Origin of the sequence: Mycoplasma sp. P36-A1 (assembly GCF_049478495.1) — a bacterium.
In the GTDB taxonomy this organism is placed as follows: Bacteria; Bacillota_I; Bacilli_A; order JAJDGJ01; family JAJDGJ01; genus P36-A1.
In genome coordinates, this window is record NZ_CP168083.1 from 950733 (window position 1) to 974596 (window position 23864).

The following is a 23864-nucleotide window of genomic DNA, read 5'->3' on the forward strand; positions in this document are numbered from 1 at the left end:
CAATGAGAGAAAACATTATTTTAAAATGCACAGAATGTGGAGAAGAAAACTACATTGCTAAGAAAAACAAAAAATTACACCCTGACCGTGTAGAATACAAAAAATTCTGTCCAAGAGACAACAAGCAAACAGTACATAAAGAAAAGAAATAGTATAACAAAAGATTATTTTAGTTAATAATCTTTTTTAATATCTTTAGATTTGAAAGGAAAAAATATGAAATTAAAAACTTTATTCAGAAAAGACTCTTTACAAGAGAATACCTATATAATTACAGAAAATAATAAAGCCTTAATTATCGATCCAGGTTGTGATTATGAAGATCTTAATAGTTATCTAGACAACAATGATATAAAAGAAGTTAGTATTTTTTTAACTCATACTCATCATGATCATATTAGAATAATTGCGCCAATTGTTGAAAAATATAATTCAATAATATATTTAAGTGAAAAAGAAATGGTTATTTTTGAAACTGAAATGCCAAAATATGCTGACTCAAAACAATTAAAACAAATAAATAAAAATTTAATTTTTATAAAAGACAAGATTATATTTAATAATAATGAATATAAAGTTTTAGAAGTACCAGGACACACAGTAGGCCATCTTATGTTGGAAATACCTGAATTACAAGCATATTTTAGTGGTGATTTTATATTTAACAATGATATTGGATATACCCAATTTTTTACTGGAAGTAGTTTAGATATGAAAAACTCTTTAGATAAAATACAAACACTAAATAAAGAGTATGTTATATATCCAGGTCATGGTCCAGAAACAACAGTTGAAAATGAACTAACTAATAATTTTTATATAAATAATCCAATAGAGAAATGGTAGGTATAAAATGAAAATAGAAACTATAGTAGATAATAATTCATTCATGGTAAATACATATGTATTGTATGAAAATGATACTGCTCTTGTAATAGATCCAGGTGCTGATTTTCATACAATTAAGACATTCTTAAATACATCTAACATAACAAAAATAAGTATCTTTCTAACACATGGACACGTTGATCATATATTTAGTCTTGAGCAACTAGCAAAAGAATATAATGCCACTGTCTACATACACGAAAAAGATGAACATTTATTATATGACTCTAAGGCAAACTGCTCTTCAATCTTTGGAATGCCAATGGTAGTTAAAGATATTAAAGTTAATACAGTAACTGATAAATTAGTGTTTAATCAATACACTTTTCAAGTAATACATGTACCTGGACATACTCCAGGACAAAGTATGTTATTAGTTAAAGATCAAAATGCATTGTTTAGTGGTGATTTCTTATTTAATAATGGAATAGGTAGATATGATTTGCCAGGTGGCGATGGTATAGCAATGAAAAAATCATTAGAAGTAATATATACATTAAATCCAAATTTGAAGGTATATCCAGGTCATGGTGCTACTACAACAATTAAAGAAGAACTAAAAAACAACCCATACTTATAATTATAAAGTGCTTTTCTTATAGAAAGGCCTTTTTTTATATTAAGATATAAACAACCTTTAGCTTAATAATATAAAAATCAATAATTATATGATAAAATAAACTATAAGAGGGGGGAATAATGATGCATTTAAATGAAATAGACATCTTATTAAGCGTTATGGCAGCTATTATTGTTGGTGGCATAATTGGTTATGAAAGAGAGTCTAAAAATAAACCCGCTGGTATAAAAACACATATTTTAGTTTGCGTAGGTGCAGCCTTAATTGCGTTAATTCAAAGAGAAATTGTTGAAGAAGTAGGAATATTTGTAATTAATAATCAGGAACTAAAAAATACAATATCAATAAGAACAAGCGACATTATTGCAAATGTAGTTACAGGTATAGGTTTTTTAGGTGCTGGTACTATAATTATAAATAAAGGTAAAGTAGAAGGTTTAACAACCGCAGCAACCTTGTGGCTAGTAGCTGTTGTTGGTATTGCAATAGGAATGGGTTTTTGGCTGTTATCACTTGCAGGAACAATAGCAATTATAATAGCATTAGAAATTATTAACAGATTATTTGTTGGAAATTATGAATTAGAATTAAGTATCACATTTAAGGACAAAGCTAATACATTAGATAAAATTAAAAATTATAACTATAAAAATAATCTAAAAATACTAACAGTAGATCAAATAGATGATGAAAATATAAAAGATGATATATATATAGTTGATTACACCTTATCAATTCCTAAAAACATCATGCAATCAACTATTATGTTAGATTTATCATTAATACCAGATGTAATTAAAATAGTTGTAAAAACATAAACATAATAATAAAAATATTCTAATAATTATTTTTTATTTAAACCTAATACATCAATATTTTTATTAGATGTATTAATAATCATTTCTTTAATAAAGAAAATAGATTCAGAAAAATCTCTTTTTATCCAAGTTTGAATAATTGCAAAGCTTCCTCCAATAGTATATTGCATAAAGTAATTAAACTCTAATTCATTCATATTACTATTTGATGTTATAATGCTAAGCATAGAAGTTTTATTAATAAGTTTCATTAACTTTTCAACTATTTTCATCTCTTGTTGATTAAAGAAAATAACCATACATAATTCTTTATTTTCTTTTATTATCTCTAAAACATTAATTAACAATAAATCTTGATAATGATATATTGGTGTAGATACTAATAACTTTTCTATTTTATCTAATAATTCTTGTTCTAAAGATGATAATAGGTCTAAAGGATTTTTGTAATGATGATAGAAAGTACCTCTGTTAATATTAGCTTTTTCACAGATACTTTTAACACTTATATCATGTATATCATATTCTTTTAACAAGGCAAATAAAGCAATTTTTATTGCTTTTTTTGTTTGCGTTATTTTTATGTTTTCTTTATTTTTCATTTTATAGTATATCCCTTCAATAATTAAATGTTATATATAATTAATTATACCGTATTTAATAAATTATGTATTTTTTGTAGATAAATAAACATAAAATTAAAAAATGTCTATTTAAACACGAGTAATAAGAAATATCACTTGCTATATTTTATTATTATAACTATACTAAAATAATAGATGTTTTAATAGACACTGTGTTGATTACATAATGATATTTTTATAAAGAGAGGTTGATTAGATGTCTTATATACAGGTAATTGATGAATATAAAAGATATAAAATAGGAGATAGTGAAGTTATTGCCAATAATGGTATATCTTTTGATATAGAAAAAGGTGAATTTGTTGTTATTTTAGGTCCAAGTGGAGCTGGAAAGTCAACAGTTTTAAATATTTTAGGAGGTATGGATACTTGCGATGAAGGCGAGATAATAGTAGATAAAGTAGATATTTCAAAATTTAATAGGAAACAGTTAACTGAATATCGAAGATATGATGTTGGCTTTGTATTTCAATTTTATAATTTGGTTCAAAATCTTACAACTAGAGAAAATATTGAACTAGCTACTCAAATTTGTAAAGATGCTTTAGATGTTGATGAAACACTTGAACTTGTTGGATTAAGTCATAGAAAAGATAATTTTCCATCTCAATTATCAGGAGGGGAACAACAAAGAGTTTCTATAGCAAGAGCTATAGCTAAAAATCCTAAAATACTACTTTGTGATGAACCTACAGGAGCATTAGACTATAAAACAGGTAAATCAATATTAAAAACTCTTCAAAAAACTTGTAGAGATACTAATACTACCGTAATATTAATTACACATAATAGTGCTATCGCTGCAATTGCTGATCGAGTAATACATATAAATGATGCAAAAGTAAGAAAAATTGAACTAAACCATAATCCATTAGATGTAGATGATGTAGAATGGTAGGTACTTTAAATGAAAAATGCATATAACAAATCAATATTTAGAGAAATTAAAAATTCATTAGGACGTTTTCTTTCAATAATGACAATTATTTTATTAGGAGTAGCTATTTATGTCGGTATAAAATCTACAGGTCCAGATATAAAAAATGCAGTTATAAACTATTATACAAAATATAATTTAATGGATGCAAAAATAGTTTCAGATTATGGATTAAATGATAATGATCTAAAAATATTAAAAAATGATGATTTAATAAGTGAATATGTTGCAACGCATAGTTTAGATATTAACTTAACAAATCAAAATAGTGTTGTAAGAATCTTAGAATATAATAATAATTCTAAGATAAATAAAATAGAAGTAGTTGAAGGAAGACTTCCCGAAAAAGCAAATGAAATTGCATTAGACTCTGAGGCCTTTATAAAAAATGAAAATCTTAAAATAGGTTCAGAATATATTATTGAATCAGAAAAAGATGTAGTATCAAAAATTAAAAATACCAAGCTTAAAATTGTAGGAAAAGTTGATAGTCCATTATTCATGGATAATTTATCTAGAGGTACTACAACAGTTGGTAATGGTAGTATAGACTATTTTGCCTATATGAATAAAAGTAACTTTAAAATGGATGTATACACTGAAATATATGTAAAATTTAATAACATTAATGGGATAAAAGAATACTCGCCAGAATATAAGAAAATAATGAATTCAAATAATGATTATTTATTAGAAATATTTAGTAATAGAGCAAAAGAAAGAACCAATGAGATAAAAAAAGAAGCACTAAAAGAATTTGAAAAACCAGAAAAAAAGATTGAAGATGCTCAAATTAAAATAGATAATGCATTAGACGAAATTAATAAAGCTAAAGCACAATTAAATGAAGGTAAATTAGAATATGAGCAAGGAGTAACAGATTTTTATAAAAAAGTTGATAATGCCCAAATTGAACTTAACAACTCTAAAAATACTCTTGATTCTAATCAATCAATTTTAGATAAAAACAAAAAAGAACTAGACAGCAGTTTAGAAAAATTAAAACAAGCTAAAAAACAATTAGATAGTGCTCTTAAAGAATTTAAAAATAAAAATATTAATCCAAAAGAAATAAAAACATATGAAGAGAATTATAAATTAATAACACAATTAAACAATCAGTATAATCAATTACTAATTGAGGTTAATAGCTATACAGAAACAATTAGTACTACTAATCCAATTAGTAATGATGTGTTGTTAAAATGGAAGACTATTATAGATACTCCTGAAATGAATTTAATATCACTTAGTCCAATAATAGAAGGTTTATTATTACAACCAACCAATAAAACTTTGTTAGATCAATTATCAAGTTCTCTTGAGCAAGTAATAAGTATTACAAAAAATAATCAAGATGATTTAGATAAATTGATTAAAGCAATCAATAAATATAACACTGGATTAAAAGAATATAACCAAAATAATAGTTTATTAATAAAAAACAAAAATAAGTTATTAAAGGCTCAAAAAACAATAGATAGTGGCTATTCACAAGTTAAAGCAGGCCAAAAAGAATTAAATGATTTAAAAATCGCTGGTGAAAAACAATTACAACAATCAAAACAAACAATTGACCAAAATGAAACTACTATTGCTAGTTCAGAGCAAGAAATAGCTAATAATCAAGATAAGTTAGATGAAAATAAAAATAAAATAGAAGTAGAAAAAAATAAAGTCAATGAAATTGAGAAAGCAAAATATTATTTTAGTGATAGAACAGATAATCCTGGATACTCAACAATAGGAGATTCAGTAGCAAGTTTAGATACAATAGCAATAGTCTTTCCGGTATTCTTTTTTCTAGTAGCAGTGTTAATATGCTTAAGTACTATGACAAGAATGGTAGAAGAAAAAAGAAGTGAGATAGGCACATTAAAGGCACTAGGTTATAGTAATTTGATGGTCGCAAAAAAATTCATAGTGTATTCAATAATAGCAAGCTTAGCTGGAGCTCTTTTAGGAGTTGCTATTGGAAGCAGTTTACTTCCCAAAATCATATCTAACTCATATTCAATGTTATTTAAAATACCATCACTTGAATTAATAGTATATCCTTCATTCACAATGCAAGCAATAATAATATCTATCATAAGTACAGTAGGTGCTGCAATGTTTGTTTTAGGCTATGAATTAAGAGAAACACCAGCTAATTTAATGAGACCTAAAGCACCAAAATTAGGTAAGAAGATATTTTTAGAAAAAATACCAGCTATCTGGAGTAGGTTAAATTTTAATTATAAAGTTACCTTTAGAAATTTATTTAGATATAAACAAAGAATGATAATGACAATACTTGGAATTGGTGGTTGTACAGCTTTATTGATTGTTGCATTTGCATTACAAAACTCTAATAAATATACTCTAGTAAGACAGTTTGATGATGTTTGGAAATACCAAGCCATAGTTGTTACTAATAGTGATTTAAGTGAGAAAGAACAAACTGTACTAAATGATAAAATAAAAAAAGAACCTGGTTTTGAAAATATGATTTCTACTTTTCAAGAAAATGTAAAACTCTATGATAAAGATGATAATAAGTTGAATGTTACATTGTTGGCTTCACAAAATAATGATCTTTCACAATATATTAGATTACAAGAAAGAGTAGCTAAAAAACAATTAAATTTAAATGATAATAAAGCTATTGTTACAGAAAAAATAGCTGATATTTATAAATTAAAAACAGGTGATCACTTAAACTTCAGTGATACTGATGGTAATAAATACAGTATAGAAATAGGTGGCATTACTGAAAACTATATCGGTAATTATATTTATATTAATGCAAATTACTATAAAACAATAATGAATAAAAAACTAGTACCTAATTCTAGACTTATAAAACTAACATCTACAACAAATCAAAGTAAATTTTCTGATTCACTAATGAAAAATGACCATATATTAAACGTTTCAACAATGAATAAAATTTCTGAAACAAGTAGAAGTACAACAGGTAGTTTAGATACAATAGTAATAGTTATTATCATTGCATCTGGTGCCTTAGCATTTGTCGTATTATATAATTTAAATACGATAAATGTTGCAGAGAGAATAAGAGAACTATCAACAATTAAAGTATTAGGATTTTTTGATAATGAAGTTACTATGTATATTTTAAGAGAAAATATCATTCTTACAATACTTGGAATAATATTTGGAATGGGACTAGGAAATATTTTATATCAATTTTTGATAACTACAGCAATTTCAAATGCCGGAGTTATGATGATTCCAGATGTTTCAATTTCAAGTTATGCATTAGCTGCAATAGTAACATTCATATTTTCTAGTATAGTAATGGTAATAGTACATAGAAAACTTATCAAAATTGACATGATAGATGCTTTAAAATCAAATGAATAAAAAAATAGCTTACTTAGATATTATTTTCTAAGTAAGCTATTTTTATTATAATAAACAACTCTTAATTACTATTTGTTATTCTAGTTAGCTCATTCACTAAATCAATTAAACGTACATGTTCAATTTTTCCAACATCTTCTTGATTTACTTCTTCATCAGGTAAGTAATATTTAAGTATTGTATCAATTCCACCATCATCATCACTTTTAACAAATCTAATTATTTCTTTTCCAGGAATATCATTAATTCTAATGTCCTCAAGTAAATTAGCTAATAATAAAGCTACATTGTTATTTTCTTTCATCATTTCACCTTCTATATATATGTTCATATCTATTATAGACATTATTAAGAAATAATACAAGAAAAAAAACGTTATTTAAAACGTTTAATGTTTACGATATTTATCGAATTGCATATGTATTAAAACAGGGCATACAATTGCAATTACAGCTTCAAGAATTAGCAAAATTTCATTATATTTAAATGGCGTATCATAAACTTTTACAATACCAAATAAAATCGAGAAAGTTAAAACATAAAAGCAAACAATAAATAATATTTCTATAAACCAAGAATTAAATTTAAACATTTTTACATCCTTTTCCCATCTATCTTTTTAAGTAATGTTTAAAACATTTCATCTATAATTACACACTAAATATAACACTGTCAATATATAAAAGTCAATATCTTAATTATTATCAAATAATTATTTAACGTTTAATTTACATTTGAAAAAGGGAATATTCAAATATTAGTACAATAATTATATGAGGTGATAAATATGATAATCGACAAAAAAGGTTTCACAATGCTAGAAATGTTAATAGTGATCGCAGTGATTGCCTTATTACTTAGCTTAGTTGTACCTAATCTAACAAGTAGACAACAGCTAATTAGTGAAAAAGGATGTGAAGCTTTAAAAGAAACAGTAAATGCACAAATTTACATGTATCATGTAGAGCATAAAAAGTATCCTACAGGAATTAGACAATTAATAAATGGCAACTATCTTTCTAATGAGCAAACTACTTGTGATAATAATAAGAAAATAGATATTCAAAATAATGTTGCAGTAATTGTTGAATAAGAAAGGCTTTTTAAGTTATGAAGTGTTAATTGTAGTTGCCTTGCTTGCAATAATAACAAGCTTGAGTACATTTCAAATACTTAACATTGAAAAGGCAATAACAGAAAATGAAGAAGTTAATATATTACATACAAGGTTGGTGAGTGCAAGGCAACAAGCTATAAATACTAAAACTACAATAGAAATTATTTTTCATAATAAATCAATAAAAATAATAAGCGATATAGATGAAGAAATAGTATTTAATAACATAAAGTTTATCAATTCTAAAAATTTATATTTTAATAGAAATGGAAATATTAATCAAGGTTATACTATATTATTTGAAAATAGTGGAATACAAAAGAAATTAATATTTTACTTAGGAAGAGGGTATTTTAAAATTGAATAATAAAGCATTTGTTCTTTTAGAAAGTATAATAACTATTTTTGCAGTATCATTAATAATTACTTTAATGAGTGTTATTTCTAATCAATATATGCCAGAAGTCATTAGTGATAAAGAATATTTAGAAGAAACATTTATCAAAAATAATAGTTTCAAGAATGGTTGTGATAAAGAATGTTTAATAAAAAAGGTTTTATGGCAATAGAGATGATGATGTATATTACAATCTCAATACTATGTTTAATTTTACTGAACTTAATAATAAACCAAACAAAATATATTACAAGAAATCAAAATATTTATATATATCAAAATATTGATATCCTTCAGAATTCATTAATAAAATACAAAGAAGTAAAAAAATGTTCTCAAGAGCTTATAGAATTAGATGATACAGGAAAGATAATAATAAAAAATAATACTATATATGAAAGTCCTGGTTATTTACCATATTTACAAAACACTGAACATTTAGAATTTATTTGTTACAATGATTATATTAATTTAAAAATCATAAATAATGGAGAATCATATGAAGCTACAATATTTTATAAGAAGTAAAAAAGGTAGTGCTAGTATAATTGTAATTGCCTTAGTAAATATAATTCTTTTTCAAACAATGCATGTAAGGTTAATATTCTTAGAAAATAAATATTATTTAAATAATGGAATGAAAAATTATAACACCTTTGCATTAGAAAATTTGCTAGTGCAAATGATATATAGTGATCATACAGCTATTATTTTAAAAAGAAAAGACTTAAACATAACCAGTGATGTAAATAAGATATCAGATGGTTATGAAATAAATATAAAAGTATATATAAAAAAAGAAATTATAAACTATTATGCTTTATATGATTATGATTGTGATAGTTTACTTCAATTTTATAAAACAAGCACAGAATTGCAATCATAACTAATAATTAGTTTCAAATATCTAAAAAAAATGCTAAGATTAAGTTAAACAAGATTATATAAGGAGGATTTACTATGATACTATATGAAGTTAGTGCATTTACAAGAAATGGTGTAGGTGGAAATCTTGCAGGTGTCGTTTTAGAACACAAATTAAATAATGATGAAATGCAAGAAATTGCTTTTAAAGCAGCTTATAGTGAGACTATATTTTTAACGATGCTTGAGAATAATATATACAAAGTACAATATTTTACACCAACAGAACAAATTGATTTTTGTGGACATGCTTCTTTAGCTGCAGCATACCTATTGTTTAAAAACAACCAAGACTGCAACAAAATTGAATTCATTACTAATAATGACAACATTTTTATAGAAATGATTAATCAAAAAATCTATATGAAAATGCCTACTATCAATTATTTAACTAATTTAGATAAAAAAGAAATCCAAAACATTTTTAAAATAGAAGAACATAATATTATCAATAATCCTAAAATAGTGGAAACAGGAATTGCAGATGTTATGGTAAGAGTAGATAGTTTAAAAACATTACAAAACTTAGATATTAACTTTGAAAAAATCAAACAGTATTCTAATAAGTTAAATGTTACAGGTATACATGTACTTGCAATTTCAAAAGGTAAATATTATGTCAGAAATTTTGCACCCGCAGTTGGCATAAATGAAGAAAGTGCTACTGGAACATCAAATGCAGGAATGTATGCTTATTTACTATTTACTAATACCATTACAATAGATGATGAAGTATCATTTTTACAAGGTGATCTACTTGATCAACCTAGTACAATAAAAGCTACTTATCATAACGATAATATATGGATAAGTGGTGAGTGTAGTATAAAAAATAGTTTAAAGTTATAAAATAACCTCTACTGGCTTTTAGCTAGTAGAGGTTATTTTTCATCTTCTTTTTTTGTATTTGTTTTTTAATTTCTTTTGTGAAGGCTTTTTAACTGAATTACTAGATTGACTTTTTTTAGAGTAATCATCAGCAACTTTTGCAACAAGTTGTTGTTCATTATTAGAATTTGTATTTGAAAAAGTAGTGTTTGAAACATCTAGTTTACTAGTAGAATTTTCATTGTCTGTTTCACTTACAACTTTTTTATCTAATTTATTTGAATCATATGTTTTTAAAAACTCTTTTTTAGCATCTCTTACAGCTTTTGCAGCTTGTAATTCATCATAAGACATCCAATCACATACTTCATTGATATCATACATTTGCGTATTTAAATTTTTAGAAACATTATCTTCAAATTCATTAAAGTCTCCAATATTTTTATCGTATAATTCAGTAATTTTTTTATCTATATTTGTATTGCTTGTATTAGTTTTCTCATCAATGTTTTTAAGATGTTTAGCGTCATTAGAAATATACTTTATTTCTTCATCAATAATTTGGCTAGTTTGCAATTTATTGATCTCTTTAAAGTTAGAATGTAAATTTGAAACTACATATTCTATTTGATCTTGATTTAATTTATTCATCAAATCGATTGCTTCAGTTATTTCACTATTAAGTAGCACATATATCTTTTTTTGAAGAATTATATCAAATATGTCACATACCTCTTTTACATTTTCAACATTAACATCTTCTACTTCTTTACCATCATATTCGAAAGTAGTATAGCTTTCAATAGAATTATCATAGTTGTTATAGTATACAAAATATAAACTATAACTTACATTTTCTTCCATTAAATGTTTTGCTAACATTACACCATAATTATTTTTAAAACGGTATTTGTATATTTCATCATGTACTAAACCATCAGTAATAGATATTGTTTCAATTATATATTCATCATATCTTTCAATACAATTATTATTTTTCTCATTCATGTATATGCCTCCAATATAGTCTTCTATTTCTAAAAGGGATAAGTATATTATAACATAAGAAAAGGCAAACTTCTTAAAGCATGCCTATTCTTGCACAAATACAATATTCAGTATTTTCATCATATAATTGTAAATCAGCTGGGCTTGGAGCTTGCCTTACACGTGGCTTTTCAAAGTTTTCGATAAAAGAAAGTAACATCCACTGTATATATAAGGCTTTTAAATCGAAACTTTTATAAAAAAGCCATATATTATATAAATCAATCTTTAAATCATTACAATTATTTTTTTGATATGCCATAACTTCCATACGATCATATTTTTCTTTATCATACATTTCTATCACCAATTAGATTGTATACCTTATTGTTACATTATCAATGTATGTAATATTATAATTTTTTTAAATATTTAATTAATTCATTTTTCATTTTTTTGATACTCATCTCTTCATAATCATTAAAAAATAATTGGTCTTTATTAAAGTAATAATCAATAATAGGATAATAAATTTCTTGATCAACCATAATCTTATCACCTCTAATGACATAGACATAATCACTTAAGTCTAATTCTAGATCATTAACTTCTAATTCAAATTCATGTAGAGTATTTTGATAATCAACTAACATCTTATTTATTTAAATTACTAACATAAGGTAAAATGAAAAGCATAACTGAAAATATACCAAGTACCATAAAAATAAAAGTTTTTCTTTTGTTGTAAGGCTTTAATAAAATACCTGTTATTGTTAATAGTATTCCAAAAATTAAACTGTGAATAAATAATGCTCCTACAAGAAATAGAATTGATAATAGTGTATAAAAACCTTCTTTATCATGAGTATAGGCTTTTATTTTATTGTTTAACGATGATGATTTTGGTTCTAGTACTTCAACTAAAGAAGGTTCACTGTTACTAGTATCTTTCTTTTTAATTATTTTTTTAGGATTTTTCATTTCAGGATTACTGTTAACAATATCTTGTAATGAAGATTGGTCTTGATTCTTTTTTTCCATAAGTTGTGCTCCTTTGGTTGTATTGTCATTTTATTTTATCATTATTTTCCATACAATAAAAGATTTCATTTATAATTAGGATAATTTTTTGAAAATGCATATTATAAATGAGGTGATAAAGATGGATAATACTTTTAGAAAAGCTTATTTTAAAAGTTATTTAATAAAATCAGGAATAAATATAAAAAAACATTTTATATGTATTAATTCAAAACACAAAGATCGAAACCCATCAATGTTTTTTTATAGTAATTCAAATATTGTCTATTGCTTTGGTTGTAGGCAATATTATGATTTTATAAGCTATGTTATGATCACAAACAAATGTGATTATTATAGTGCACTTAGAATTATTGATCTATTTATAATATATGAAGCCAAAAATGAAGTTAAAAAAGTCAAAGTAGTATCTAAAAAGATTAATTATGATTTAATACAACATAAAAAATATGTTTTAAATGTAGAAAAGTGTAAATATCTTAAAAAAAGAGGCATCGCATTTCAAATAGCTAAAGAAAACAATATTGGTTACAATAAAATAAGTAAAGAAATATTAATACCTACATATTATCCTAATAAATCATTACTTATAAAAAATACATCCGATAATAAATACTACTACAAAAAGAATCACTTAGCTTCATTGACATATAATTTAAATATAAATGCAAACAATATCATTTACATTACTGAAGGTATCTTTGATGCTTTGTCATTTGCAAGTTTAGATAAGAATTATATCTGTTTAAATGGTCTTTCAACAATAAATTACTTAGAGCAATTCATTGTAAAAATAAGCAGTGTTCACCAATATGAATTAGTAATTGCTCTTGATAATGATCCTAGTGGTCTAAACGCTACTAAAATCATAAAAAATATTTGTCTAAAACATAAAATAAATTTCTCATTCATTAATATAGACCCTTATAAAGACATAAATGAAATATTTATTAAAGATTTACAAGGCTTAGTTAAAAGTATAATGAACAGTGAAAAAGCATTAGAAATAATAAAAACTAGCAAATGCTAGTTTTTTTAATCAACATCAATCCAATTTAAAGTATCAATATCATCATAATTCATGTTGTTATGTGCAATAACTTCTACTTCTGCATTATTATTCACATCCACATTAGAAAAATCAATGTTTTCAAGTACAATATTTGAAATAGCCTTAAAAAACACTTCATTACTTTGATCTTGTCCTATTTCAACAATATTTAAAAATATGTTATATAAATTATCATCACTATTAAGAGATGATTTTACTGTTTTTTCAATATTCAATTCAAATTCATCAACATCAAATTCATTTTCTAACATAAATTGTTTACGTGTTATTTTCTTCATAAAAGACCTCCTTTATTTATTTAATATAATATAACCTAATTATTAAACTTATGCAATAAGATATTTTAAAAGTAGAAAAAGTCCTATTACAGGACTTTTTCATAATAATCAATCAGACATTTCTAAAAAGTGTTTATTTGGGGGAGACACCTTCTAAAAGGGAAAAAACTAGCCTTAAATTCAGGCTAAACATTAGATAATCTCTAATGTTAAATACATTTTGTCATACTATATAATGAATGTAAAATAAAAGGCATTCTTTTAATACTAAAAACATATACCAACATATCAGATATTAAATTTTTGCTTAAAATATCTAATTAAAGAAAAGCTTTACAATAAATATCCTAATTTTATAACTAAAATCCATATCTAAAGTAATTAAAGATAAATAAAGATTTTTAAAGGTATGAATGTTATAATATTATATATGAATAAAAGGAGGGTGCATTTAATGAAAATACAAGACTATCTTAGTTTATTTAAAATAGATGCTATTCTTGTTAGCAGTCAAGAAAACATTAAATATATTTCAGATTTTTCTGGAACAGAAGCAACACTAATTATTTCAGCAAGTAATATGTGGCTGATGGTTGATAGTAGATATACTTTGCAGGCTAAAAAACAAGCAACTAATGCAAATGTAATTGAATATAATCAAGGTAACTATTATTCTTTATTAATAGATATACTTTCAAATAATAATTTAAATAGTATAGGCTTTGAACAAATGTATACATCTGTAGCAAAATATAAAATATTGGAAAATAAACTTAATGACTATAAACTATTAGGATTAAACATAGATAAGATCAGAGAGATTAAAAAACCTATTGAGATTGAAAATATCAAAAAAGCATGTCAAATTACAGATGAAGCATTTTCATATTTTTTAGAAGAAATAAAAGTTGGAATAAGTGAAAAAGAATTAAATCAAAAACTATTATTGTTTGTGATAAATAAAGGAGCATCAGCTTTTTCATTTGATACTATAATAGCTAGTGGTAAAAGGTCTAGCATGCCTCATGGAGTTGCATCAGATAAGTTAATTCAGAAAAATGATTTTGTAACTCTTGATTTTGGTGTATACTATAATGGATATGTTTCTGATATGACTCGTACTATTTGTATGTCAAAGTATCCAGATGCAAAATTAGTAGAAGTATATCAAATAGTTCTTGATGCACAATTAAAGGCAATAGAAGCTATTAAACCAGGTGTAATGGCATGCGAGATAGATAAAGTAGCTAGAGACTACATTACTAGCAAAGGGTATGGAAAAAACTTTTCACATGGACTAGGTCATTCTATAGGAATGAAAATACATGAAACACCAAATGTAAATCCATCAAGTAAAGATATTTTAAAACCAGGAATGATTATTACAATAGAGCCAGGAATTTATATTGATGGACTAGGTGGAGTAAGAATTGAAGATGATGTCTTAATAACTGAAAATGGATATGAGATATTAAACAAATCTACAAAAGAACTAATAACAATAGAGAGGAATTAATATATTATGATTAATGTAAATGATTTTAAAACAGGAGTAACTATTAAATTAGATGGTAGTATATTCCAAGTATTAGATTTTCAACATGTAAAACCAGGTAAAGGGAGTGCATTTGTTAGAACTAAACTTAAAAACTTAAGAACTGGTGCTACAATTGACCATACATTTAATGCAGGGATCAAAGTGGAAAAAGCACATATTGATAAAGACAAAATGCAATATTTATATGATGAAGGAGAAGCTTTAGTATTCATGGATAATAATACATTTGATCAAATATCTGTTCCAAAAGAAAGTATTGAATGGGAAATGAATTTCTTAAAAGAAAACGATATTGTAGAAATAACAAGATATGAAGGTGAAATTTTAGGAGTTTCTTTACCAAATTCAGTTGTATTAGAAATAATAGAAGCTGAACCAGGAATTAAAGGAGATACTGCTTCTTCAGCAACTAAAAATGCAACTTTAGAAACAGGTTTTAACATTAAAGTACCATTATTCATTGATGCTGGTGAAAAAGTAATTGTTAATACAACTGATGGAAAGTATATTTCAAGAGCATAATAAAATGAATAACGATAAAAAAAATAATATTACAATATCTGATACAGTCTTTTCAAAAATGATTGGTCAAATAATTATAGATAATAAAATGCTATTTATTGATAAAAATTATCTAAAACAAAAACAAGATAAAAAAGCTTTGAAAATAGATGTTGATAATAATGAAAAAGCAATTAAAGTTACTTTAGATTTAAATGCTAATTATAGTAATAATATCAGTAACACTGCTGCAAAATTACAAACAGAAATAAAAACAGTTATAGAAAACATGACTGGATATGCAGTAAAAGAAATAAATATTAATATTGTAAAAGTTATTAAATAATACAATAACTTCTTCAATTTAAATGTTAAACTAAATAAATAAAAAATCAGTAAGTAGAAATACTTATTGATTTTTAGTATCTAGTCTTATATTTAAAAAAATATCTTTAAATGTAGTAAAAAAATTAACAAAAACACAGGATTTAAAAGTCTATAATAAAGATATATGTTATAATAAATAAGATATGGAGGTCATAATAAATGATTAATAATAATTCAAACCTAAGTAGAAAAGAAGCTAGAGAGGCTTCATTAATATATATTTATCAATATTTGATAGAAGAAGAATACACAAGTGCAAATAAACTAGAATTTTCATTAGATTTATTCAATAAAGAAAATTCAGAAGATATAGAAGTTATAATAGTAGAAAAATTTAAAAAAACAAATGAAATAAGTTTGTTTGATGATGAATTATTTCTTTCTATTGTTGCAGGAATGAAACAAGCAGATTTAATAAAAAAAGATTTAGATAACTATCTTGATAGTAAGTGGAAATTTGATCGTCTTGGAAAAATAGAACAAGCAATCTTATTAATTTCTTATATTCAAATAAAAGGAAAACTTGCTCCAAAGGGAATAGTAATAAATGAAGCAGTCAACTTAGCCAAAGCTTATGCAGAAGATGATTCATACAAATTCATCAACGGTGTTTTAGATAAATTGAATTAGTATGCATTTTGATAAAGTTAGTGTATCAGAAGTTGTTCAATATCTAAAAAATAAAAATGAAAATGATTCACTCTTAAAAAAAGTAGCATTAAATGGTGAGTTGAGCAATGTTAAAATTTATCCAAGTGGTCATATGTATTTTGACTTAAAAGATGAAGTTTCAAAAATAAGTGGAATAATGTTTTCTTCATACTTAAAAAAAGTTAATTTCAAACCCAATAACGGAGATAAAGTAATTATATCAGGCTCTATAAAGGTATATTTAAATAATTCAATATTTCAAATAGTTGCAACCAATATCGAACAGGATGGTTATGGACAATTATTCATTGAGTTTGAAAAAAATAAAAAATTATTAGAACAACAAGGCTATTTTGATAATACTCATAAAAAAGAAATTCCCTTTTTACCTAATATGATAGCAGTTATTTCAGGTAATAACTCAGCTGCATTAAAGGATGTTTTAACAACTTTAAACAATAGATACAAACTAAGTAAAATAGTAGTATTTCCTAGTTTAGTACAAGGAAGCAATGCTGCAAATAATATAATATCACTTATACAATTAATTAATGATTATCCATTTAAAATACCATTTGATGTAATAATACTTGCTCGTGGTGGAGGAAGTATTGAAGACTTAAATGCATTTAATGATGTAGCCTTAGCAAAAAAAATATATGAGTCTAATGTACCAATAGTAACTGGAATTGGTCATGAAACTGATTTTACTATCGCTGATTTTGTCAGCGACTTTCGTGCAGCTACCCCAACTGCTGCAGCAATTAAAGTATCAATAGACAAAAATGAGCTAAATAAAATCTTAAAAAGAGATTATAATAGTATCACTAATAGAATGAACAATATAATAATGGTTAATAAAAATAAAATAAATAATATTATTAATTCTACAGTATTTAAAAATCCAGAAAATATCTATCTGAACAAAGTAATGATGTTAGACCAATATTTTGAAAAACTAAATACTACCACTAACAATAATATAATAAAATACAAAATGAAGTTAGATAAAATAAATCTTGCATTAGAAAAAAATAATATCAATATAAAAATAGAAAAAAATATAAGTATATTAAATTCATATAATGATAAGTTAATAAGTATACAAACAAAATATTTAACAGATAAAAGAACTCAACTAAATGAAAACAGTATAAAACTAAATTTATTAAATCCAAAGCACATACTAGATAAGGGTTATAGTATTGTTTATAAGGATAATAAACTAATAAGTAATTACCAATTATTGAATAATGATGATTTAATAGAAATTAAAAATAATAAACAAACAATAAAAGCTAAAGTAATAGAGGTGAATGAACATGGAAAGTAATAATTTTGAACAATCTTTAAAAAGAATAGAAGAGATAATAAAAAAATTAGAAGATAATAACATTGATTTAGATGAATCAATAAAACTATATCAAGAAGGCATTGACTTAACCTCAAAATGTTATACAAAGTTAAATGATGTTGAAAAACAAACTATTAAAATTCTAGAAGAAAGTCAAATCAATAAACTGAAAGGAGAATTAGAAAATGAGTAAAGATTTAGAATTCTCTCAACATGTTGAAGTAATTAATGAACTAATAAAACAAGACATGAACCAATACCTTAATAAAAACTCTAAAGTAAATAAGGCATGTTTGTATGCTGTAAATGCAGGTGGTAAAAGAATTAGACCAATGCTTTTTGCACTACTATTAGAAACATATAACAAAGATTTTCATAATTATTCTCAAGTATTAAGTGCAATTGAAATGATTCATACATATTCTTTAGTTCATGATGATTTACCTGCAATGGATAATGATGATTTAAGAAGAGGCAAACCAACTGTGCATAAACAATTTGATGAAGCTACTGCAATATTATGTGGTGATGCTTTACTAACAGATGCCTTTTATCTTTTATCAATTGCTAATATAAATCCAGATAAAAAGAATACTTTAATGAGAATTTTAAGTTTAGCTGCAGGCTCAAATGGTATGATATATGGTCAAATATTAGATCTTGAAAATGATAATAAAAACAATATAAGTTTTCAAGAAATAGAAAAAACATATTACTATAAAACTTGTTTAATGATGGAAGCTCCTCTTGCAATGGCTGCAGTGATTTGCGATGAAGATATATCACCATTTATAAAGTTAGGTACTTTACTTGGACAAGCTTTTCAAATACAAGATGATGTATTAGAATATACACAAACAAGCAAGCAAATTGGTAAAAGTAATAAGTCTGATGAAATAAATAATAAACAGACATTAACAAGTAAGATTGGAATTGACCATTCAAATTTATTAATACAAAGATATTTTGATGAAATTGAAAATATTATTGATGATTTAGGTATATATGGAACACCATTTCATCTATATATAATAAGTATTGCAAATCGAAAAAAATAGGAGTGAGTGAAAATGGACATAGTAGAAATAGAAAATCCTAAATTTTTAGAAAATCTAAATGATAAAGAACTTAAAAATTTAGCTAAAGAAATGAGAATTTTTCTTATAGAAAGCATTTCACAAACTGGTGGCCATTTATCAAGTAATTTAGGAGTTGTTGAATTAAGTATAGCATTACATAAAGTTTTTAATAATCCAGATGATAGAATATTTTTTGATGTTGGACATCAAAGTTATATACATAAAATATTAACTGGAAGAGCAGCCTTATTTCCAACATTAAGACAATATAAAGGATTATCAGGGTTTCAAAAAAGAAATGAGAGTCCATATGATTATCTAGAAGCAGGGCATAGCTCAACAACTATTTCAGCTGCTGTTGGAATGGCAATTGCACGTGATTTAGACAATGATGATTACAATGTAGTTCCCGTAATTGGTGATGGTGCCTTAATGGGGGGTATGGCAATAGAAGCTTTAAACCATTTAGGTCATATACAAAAAAAAGTTGTTGTTATATTCAATGATAATGATATGTCTATTTCAAAAAATGTTGGAGGTATTAATACTTTTTTAGATAAAGTTAGAATTTCAATGCCTTATTTAAAAGCTAAACACAACTATAAAGAAATAATGCATCGTTCTACTGTAGGAAAAATAACATATAAGACTTCAAGTTTAATAAAAGCAAAAATTAAGAGCAAAGTAATAAGCAATATGTTTATGGACATGGGTTTAGATTATATTGGACCATTAGATGGTCATGACTTTCATGATTTACTTAGAGGATTAAATAAAGCTAAAAATAGTACTGGTCCTATTGTAGTGCATGTTATGACTAAAAAAGGAAAAGGATATAAACCTGCAGAAAATGATGAAAGTGGAAAATGGCATGGAGTAAGTCAATTTGATCCTAAAACTGGTGAAACCATTAGTCATAATAACAATCAGGAAAAACTAATTCCTTGGTCAAAAGTAATTGCTAATGCTGTAGAACAATGTATGGAGACTAACAAAGATATAGTTACAATAACCCCAGCTATGATTGGTGGTTCAAAATTAGAGAGTATTTTTAAAAATTATCCAGATAGAGCCTTTGATGTAGGAATTGCAGAACAACATGCTACAATGATGGCTGCAGGTTTAGGACTATCTGGTAAACATCCATTTTTATCAATATATTCTACTTTTTCTCAAAGAAGTTATGATCAATTTAATCACGATTTAGCTAGAATGGATCTACCTTGTTTAATAGGTATTGATCGTGCAGGTTTAGTTGGTGAAGATGGAGAAACACACCATGGAATTTTTGATATTTCACTATATCGTAATTTACCAAATTTCATAGTAACTGCACCTCGAGATAATGTAGAAGCGACTGCTTTAGTTAAAGAAGCTTTTAATACTAACCATCCATTTGTTATTCGATACCCTCGTGGTAATACTGTTATAAATAAAAATCGAATAGTAAACACTAGAATAGGTTGTTGGGAAACATTAGTTGAAAGTGATGAAAATTGTATAATAACATATGGAAATCATAGTAGTGAATTCTTAAAAATTATTGAAAAAGAAAATTATAAGTGTGGACTAGTTCATGCTAAATATATAAAACCAATTGATAAAGAACTTTTTGTTAAAATAATTTTAGAAAAAAAGAAAGTATTGGTTTTTGAACCTGATATAAAAGGTGGCGGATTTGCTTCTAGCTTATTAGAGTTTGCCAATGAAATTAGCCTAGATGTTAAAGACATTGAAATACTATCTATAAGTGATAAGTATGTTGAAGCAGGTAGTATCCCACAATTAATGAAAGGTGAAAACTTAGACTATTCAAGTGTAATTAAAAACTTTATTGGTAATATGGAGGATTGTAGCAATGCTTAATCAATTAACGATAAATAACTTTGCAATTATAAGTAGAATGAATATAGATTTTGAAAAAGGCTTAACTGTTATAACTGGACAAACCGGTGCAGGTAAGTCTATTGTTGTTGATGCGATATCACAACTTATTGGAATGCGTGCAAATAAAACTATGGTAAGTGATCAAGCTGATTATTCATTAATAGAAGGCGTTTTTGATATAAACCAACATATTGATGATTTCTTAAAGCAACAAGATATTGAAATAGAAGATGACTATCTTATCATTACTAAAAAAATAAAAAAAGATGGTAAGTCACAAATAAAATTAAACAATAGACTAGTAACTAATGAGATAATTAAAAATTTAGGAAAGCTACTTATAGAAATTCACTCACAACAAGCAACTTATGAATTTAATAATCAAGCTAATCAACAAGCTTTTATTGATAGCATGTTTAATCAATCTGAAAAAAAGATTGTAGATGAATATCGTGAAAATTTTAATGAATATAATAATTTGATAAAAAAACAAAAAGCTCTAGAAACAAACTTTTTAGATCCAGATCTTTTGCCCTTTTTTACAGAACAACTTAAAGATATTCAAGACAATATTCTTACTGAAGAAAGATTACAAGAGTTAACTGAAAATGAAGAATACTATAAAAACTTTGAAAAAGTAAGTGATGGATTTACTGAAGTACTTGAAATTTTAAATAAACACAAAATAGTTGATAATTTATATGATGCTTCTAATGCAATTAAAAATATGAGCGAATATTCAGAAACTATTCAAGCATATTCTGAAGAACTAGATTCAATATATTATAATATGCAAGAACTAGAAAGTAATTTCAAAAGTGAGTACCAAAATTTAAATTATGATGAAAGTGAATATGAAATAATTAAAGAAACTTTATATAACTATAATAAAATGATCAAAAAATATGGCTATTCATTAGAAGATGCCTTACATAAACAAGAAGAACTAGAAACAAAGATTGATTTAATAAATAACAGTGATAGTATAATTGAGAAAAATACTGTACAAATTGAAAAAATAAAGAAAATATTAGAACAGTATGCTTTAAAAATAGATGAAATAAGAAAAGTATATATAAAAGAAATTGAAGATGCAATAGCAAATGAATTAAAAGATTTATATTTAAAAGATGCAAAATTTAAAATAGACTTAATGCCAATTCAAAACTTTACAAATAATGGAAAGTCTACAGTTAATTTTATGTTTTCGGCTAATAAAGGTAGTAGCTTAAAGCCAATGAATCAAGTAGCATCTGGTGGAGAAATTTCTAGATTAATGCTTGCTTTAAAGGTAATAGAGGCATCTAATTATGATAAAGTATATATCTTTGATGAGATAGATACTGGGGTCTCTGGTGAAGTTGCTGATGCTATGGGCAGAAAGATGAAAGAGATAGCAAAGAAAAATAATGCAATAGTAATAACACATTTACCTCAGGTAGCTGCTTATGCAAATCATCACCTTTTTATCTCAAAAAGCAGTGTAAAGCAATTCACATCTAGCAATTACAAATATTTAGATAATAATGAGACTGTTGAACAACTTGCATCAATGCTTTCAGGAACTAAAGTTTCAGATGCAGCACTTGAAAATGCCAAAGAACTATTAGATCATGCAAACAAATAATTTAAAAATAAATCAATGCATTAAACTATATCTACAATACTTAAAAGTTGAGAAAAAAGCTAGTGAAAATACCCTTTTAGGCTATAATAGAGATTTAAAATTATTCACTCTATTTATTGAAAGTAAAAACTTAGAATTCATAATAGAGATTGATACAAACATTTTAAATGAATTTATAGCAACTTTATATGAAAAGAATTATTCTAAATCGACCATTGCTAGAAAAGTTAGTAACTTAAAATCATTGTTTAAGTTTTTATACATTAAAAATTATTCAGCAACCAATCCAGCTGCAAGTCTTTTAATGCCAAAACAAGAGAAAAAATTACCTACCTTTTTAACAAAAGAAGAAACAACTAGATTTATTGCTTCTTTTGATGCAGATACTCTGCTAAGTAAAAGAAATTTTGTTATGGTACTATTAATGTACTATACTGGAACTAGAGTTAGTGAACTAGTAAATTTAAAAATTGAACAACTATATTTAAGTGATGGCTATCTTAAAATTCATGGAAAAGGTAGCAAAGAAAGAATAATACCTTTAAATAGTGAAATGCTTAATATTCTAAATGAGTATATAAATACAACAAGAAATGATATTTTAAAAATGAATGAAAGCTTATTTGTATTTGTAAATCAAAAGGGTAAGGCTATAAGTAGAGAAGGCTTTTTTAAGATAGTTAAAAAGCATGCACTTAAAGCTAATATTCATAAAAGTATATCTCCACATACCTTAAGACACTCTTTTGCAACACATTTACTTGGAAATGGCATAGATCTTAGAAGTGTTCAAACTTTATTAGGTCATAGTAATATAGTTACTACTCAAATATATACACATGTAGATAATGAACAAAAACATAATGATTATAAAAAGTATCATCCCTTAGAAATGAAATAAAATTATTATATTAATTATAAAAGGGGAATCTAAGTTATA

The 23864-nt window shown here is 25.1% G+C and carries 31 protein-coding genes; 23 read left to right on the forward strand and 8 right to left on the reverse strand.

What is annotated here, in order from left to right:
* Nucleotides 1-2 precede the first annotated feature (2 nt).
* The 4 genes from rpmG to ACD762_RS04540 all read left to right on the forward strand — a co-directional run bounded on the left by rpmG (nt 3) and on the right by ACD762_RS04540 (nt 2286).
* Complete coding sequence (rpmG, locus tag ACD762_RS04525) at nt 3-152, forward strand: 50S ribosomal protein L33 (protein WP_423364658.1); 150 nt, start codon at nt 3-5, stop codon at nt 150-152.
* Nucleotides 153-216: 64 nt separating this feature from the next.
* Nucleotides 217-846 carry an MBL fold metallo-hydrolase gene (locus tag ACD762_RS04530; RefSeq protein ID WP_423364659.1) on the forward strand — a complete coding sequence of 210 codons (630 nt, stop codon included), beginning with the start codon at nt 217-219 and terminating at the stop codon, nt 844-846.
* 7 nt (nt 847-853) lie between these two features.
* Nucleotides 854-1468, forward strand: a complete 615-nt coding sequence (locus tag ACD762_RS04535) for an MBL fold metallo-hydrolase (RefSeq protein WP_423364660.1) — start codon at nt 854-856, stop codon at nt 1466-1468.
* 119 nt (nt 1469-1587) lie between these two features.
* Complete coding sequence (locus tag ACD762_RS04540) at nt 1588-2286, forward strand: MgtC/SapB family protein (RefSeq protein WP_423364661.1); 699 nt, start codon at nt 1588-1590, stop codon at nt 2284-2286.
* A 26-nt stretch (nt 2287-2312) separates the two neighbouring features.
* On the opposite strand, the gene ACD762_RS04545 is transcribed toward ACD762_RS04540, so the two are convergent.
* On the reverse strand, nt 2313-2888 hold the full coding sequence (locus ACD762_RS04545; protein ID WP_423364662.1) for a TetR/AcrR family transcriptional regulator: 576 nt from the start codon (nt 2886-2888) through the stop codon (nt 2313-2315).
* Between the two features lie 238 nt (nt 2889-3126).
* On the opposite strand from ACD762_RS04545, the gene ACD762_RS04550 reads away from it, so the two are divergent.
* Both ACD762_RS04550 and ACD762_RS04555 read left to right on the forward strand, forming a co-directional pair.
* Nucleotides 3127-3828: an ABC transporter ATP-binding protein gene (locus tag ACD762_RS04550; RefSeq protein WP_423364663.1), complete on the forward strand. Its 702-nt coding sequence runs from the start codon at nt 3127-3129 to the stop codon at nt 3826-3828.
* 9 nt (nt 3829-3837) lie between these two features.
* A complete protein-coding gene (locus ACD762_RS04555) occupies nt 3838-7236 on the forward strand; it encodes an FtsX-like permease family protein (RefSeq protein WP_423364664.1) in 3399 nt (1132 codons plus the stop codon).
* Between the two features lie 61 nt (nt 7237-7297).
* On the opposite strand, the gene ACD762_RS04560 is transcribed toward ACD762_RS04555, so the two are convergent.
* The gene (locus ACD762_RS04560) at nt 7298-7567 is read right to left on the reverse strand and encodes a hypothetical protein (RefSeq protein ID WP_423364665.1); all 270 of its coding nucleotides are present in this window, start codon (nt 7565-7567) and stop codon (nt 7298-7300) included.
* Between the two features lie 57 nt (nt 7568-7624).
* The gene (locus tag ACD762_RS04565; protein WP_423364666.1) at nt 7625-7828 is read right to left on the reverse strand and encodes a hypothetical protein; all 204 of its coding nucleotides are present in this window, start codon (nt 7826-7828) and stop codon (nt 7625-7627) included.
* 195 nt (nt 7829-8023) lie between these two features.
* Between ACD762_RS04565 and comGC the strand changes: the two genes are divergently transcribed.
* From comGC to ACD762_RS04595, 6 genes are all read left to right on the forward strand, one after another.
* Complete coding sequence (comGC, locus tag ACD762_RS04570; RefSeq protein WP_423364667.1) at nt 8024-8329, forward strand: competence type IV pilus major pilin ComGC; 306 nt, start codon at nt 8024-8026, stop codon at nt 8327-8329.
* Nucleotides 8319-8720: a hypothetical protein gene (locus ACD762_RS04575; RefSeq protein WP_423364668.1), complete on the forward strand. Its 402-nt coding sequence runs from the start codon at nt 8319-8321 to the stop codon at nt 8718-8720. The genes comGC and ACD762_RS04575 overlap by 11 nt, the downstream gene beginning before the upstream one ends.
* Complete coding sequence (locus tag ACD762_RS04580) at nt 8713-8922, forward strand: hypothetical protein (RefSeq protein ID WP_423364669.1); 210 nt, start codon at nt 8713-8715, stop codon at nt 8920-8922. The genes ACD762_RS04575 and ACD762_RS04580 overlap by 8 nt, the downstream gene beginning before the upstream one ends.
* Entirely contained in the window at nt 8892-9278 is a 387-nt protein-coding gene (locus ACD762_RS04585) for a hypothetical protein (protein ID WP_423364670.1), read from the forward strand. Before ACD762_RS04580 ends, ACD762_RS04585 begins: the two co-directional genes overlap by 31 nt.
* The gene (locus tag ACD762_RS04590) at nt 9250-9636 is read left to right on the forward strand and encodes a hypothetical protein (protein ID WP_423364671.1); all 387 of its coding nucleotides are present in this window, start codon (nt 9250-9252) and stop codon (nt 9634-9636) included. Before ACD762_RS04585 ends, ACD762_RS04590 begins: the two co-directional genes overlap by 29 nt.
* 74 nt (nt 9637-9710) lie before the next feature.
* Nucleotides 9711-10523, forward strand: coding sequence for a PhzF family phenazine biosynthesis protein (locus ACD762_RS04595; protein ID WP_423364672.1), 813 nt, complete (start codon nt 9711-9713; stop codon nt 10521-10523).
* Between the two features lie 18 nt (nt 10524-10541).
* Here ACD762_RS04595 and ACD762_RS04600 read toward each other — a convergent pair whose 3' ends face one another.
* The 4 genes from ACD762_RS04600 to ACD762_RS04615 all read right to left on the reverse strand — a co-directional run bounded on the left by ACD762_RS04600 (nt 10542) and on the right by ACD762_RS04615 (nt 12530).
* A complete protein-coding gene (locus ACD762_RS04600; RefSeq protein ID WP_423364673.1) occupies nt 10542-11510 on the reverse strand; it encodes a hypothetical protein in 969 nt (322 codons plus the stop codon).
* A gap of 73 nt (nt 11511-11583) precedes the next feature.
* Nucleotides 11584-11847 (reverse strand): hypothetical protein, encoded by a 264-nt coding sequence (locus tag ACD762_RS04605; RefSeq protein WP_423364674.1) that lies wholly within the window; start codon nt 11845-11847, stop codon nt 11584-11586.
* A 55-nt stretch (nt 11848-11902) separates the two neighbouring features.
* Nucleotides 11903-12142 carry a hypothetical protein gene (locus ACD762_RS04610; protein ID WP_423364675.1) on the reverse strand — a complete coding sequence of 80 codons (240 nt, stop codon included), beginning with the start codon at nt 12140-12142 and terminating at the stop codon, nt 11903-11905.
* Between the two features lies 1 nt (nt 12143).
* Nucleotides 12144-12530: a hypothetical protein gene (locus ACD762_RS04615; RefSeq protein WP_423364676.1), complete on the reverse strand. Its 387-nt coding sequence runs from the start codon at nt 12528-12530 to the stop codon at nt 12144-12146.
* 121 nt (nt 12531-12651) lie between these two features.
* Between ACD762_RS04615 and ACD762_RS04620 the strand changes: the two genes are divergently transcribed.
* Nucleotides 12652-13560: a toprim domain-containing protein gene (locus ACD762_RS04620; protein WP_423364677.1), complete on the forward strand. Its 909-nt coding sequence runs from the start codon at nt 12652-12654 to the stop codon at nt 13558-13560.
* Between the two features lie 5 nt (nt 13561-13565).
* Here the strand turns inward: ACD762_RS04620 and ACD762_RS04625 are convergent, their stop codons facing one another.
* Entirely contained in the window at nt 13566-13880 is a 315-nt protein-coding gene (locus ACD762_RS04625) for a hypothetical protein (RefSeq protein WP_423364678.1), read from the reverse strand.
* Between the two features lie 454 nt (nt 13881-14334).
* Between ACD762_RS04625 and ACD762_RS04630 the strand changes: the two genes are divergently transcribed.
* From ACD762_RS04630 to ACD762_RS04675, 10 genes are all read left to right on the forward strand, one after another.
* Nucleotides 14335-15396 carry a M24 family metallopeptidase gene (locus tag ACD762_RS04630; RefSeq protein WP_423364679.1) on the forward strand — a complete coding sequence of 354 codons (1062 nt, stop codon included), beginning with the start codon at nt 14335-14337 and terminating at the stop codon, nt 15394-15396.
* 6 nt (nt 15397-15402) lie between these two features.
* The gene (efp, locus tag ACD762_RS04635; RefSeq protein ID WP_423364680.1) at nt 15403-15960 is read left to right on the forward strand and encodes an elongation factor P; all 558 of its coding nucleotides are present in this window, start codon (nt 15403-15405) and stop codon (nt 15958-15960) included.
* 4 nt (nt 15961-15964) lie between these two features.
* Complete coding sequence (locus tag ACD762_RS04640; RefSeq protein ID WP_423364681.1) at nt 15965-16285, forward strand: Asp23/Gls24 family envelope stress response protein; 321 nt, start codon at nt 15965-15967, stop codon at nt 16283-16285.
* A gap of 200 nt (nt 16286-16485) precedes the next feature.
* Nucleotides 16486-16956 carry a transcription antitermination factor NusB gene (gene nusB, locus ACD762_RS04645; protein WP_423364682.1) on the forward strand — a complete coding sequence of 157 codons (471 nt, stop codon included), beginning with the start codon at nt 16486-16488 and terminating at the stop codon, nt 16954-16956.
* Between the two features lies 1 nt (nt 16957).
* Nucleotides 16958-18310 carry an exodeoxyribonuclease VII large subunit gene (gene xseA / locus ACD762_RS04650; RefSeq protein WP_423364683.1) on the forward strand — a complete coding sequence of 451 codons (1353 nt, stop codon included), beginning with the start codon at nt 16958-16960 and terminating at the stop codon, nt 18308-18310.
* Nucleotides 18300-18524, forward strand: coding sequence for an exodeoxyribonuclease VII small subunit (gene xseB, locus ACD762_RS04655; RefSeq protein ID WP_423364684.1), 225 nt, complete (start codon nt 18300-18302; stop codon nt 18522-18524). The genes xseA and xseB overlap by 11 nt, the downstream gene beginning before the upstream one ends.
* A complete protein-coding gene (locus ACD762_RS04660; RefSeq protein WP_423364685.1) occupies nt 18517-19389 on the forward strand; it encodes a polyprenyl synthetase family protein in 873 nt (290 codons plus the stop codon). Before xseB ends, ACD762_RS04660 begins: the two co-directional genes overlap by 8 nt.
* Before the next feature lie 12 nt (nt 19390-19401).
* Nucleotides 19402-21276, forward strand: a complete 1875-nt coding sequence (gene dxs / locus ACD762_RS04665; RefSeq protein WP_423364686.1) for a 1-deoxy-D-xylulose-5-phosphate synthase — start codon at nt 19402-19404, stop codon at nt 21274-21276.
* A complete protein-coding gene (locus tag ACD762_RS04670; protein ID WP_423364687.1) occupies nt 21269-22924 on the forward strand; it encodes a DNA repair protein RecN in 1656 nt (551 codons plus the stop codon). The genes dxs and ACD762_RS04670 overlap by 8 nt, the downstream gene beginning before the upstream one ends.
* Nucleotides 22911-23825, forward strand: coding sequence for a tyrosine recombinase (locus ACD762_RS04675; RefSeq protein WP_423364688.1), 915 nt, complete (start codon nt 22911-22913; stop codon nt 23823-23825). The genes ACD762_RS04670 and ACD762_RS04675 overlap by 14 nt, the downstream gene beginning before the upstream one ends.
* The last annotated feature ends 39 nt before the right edge of the window (nt 23826-23864 follow it).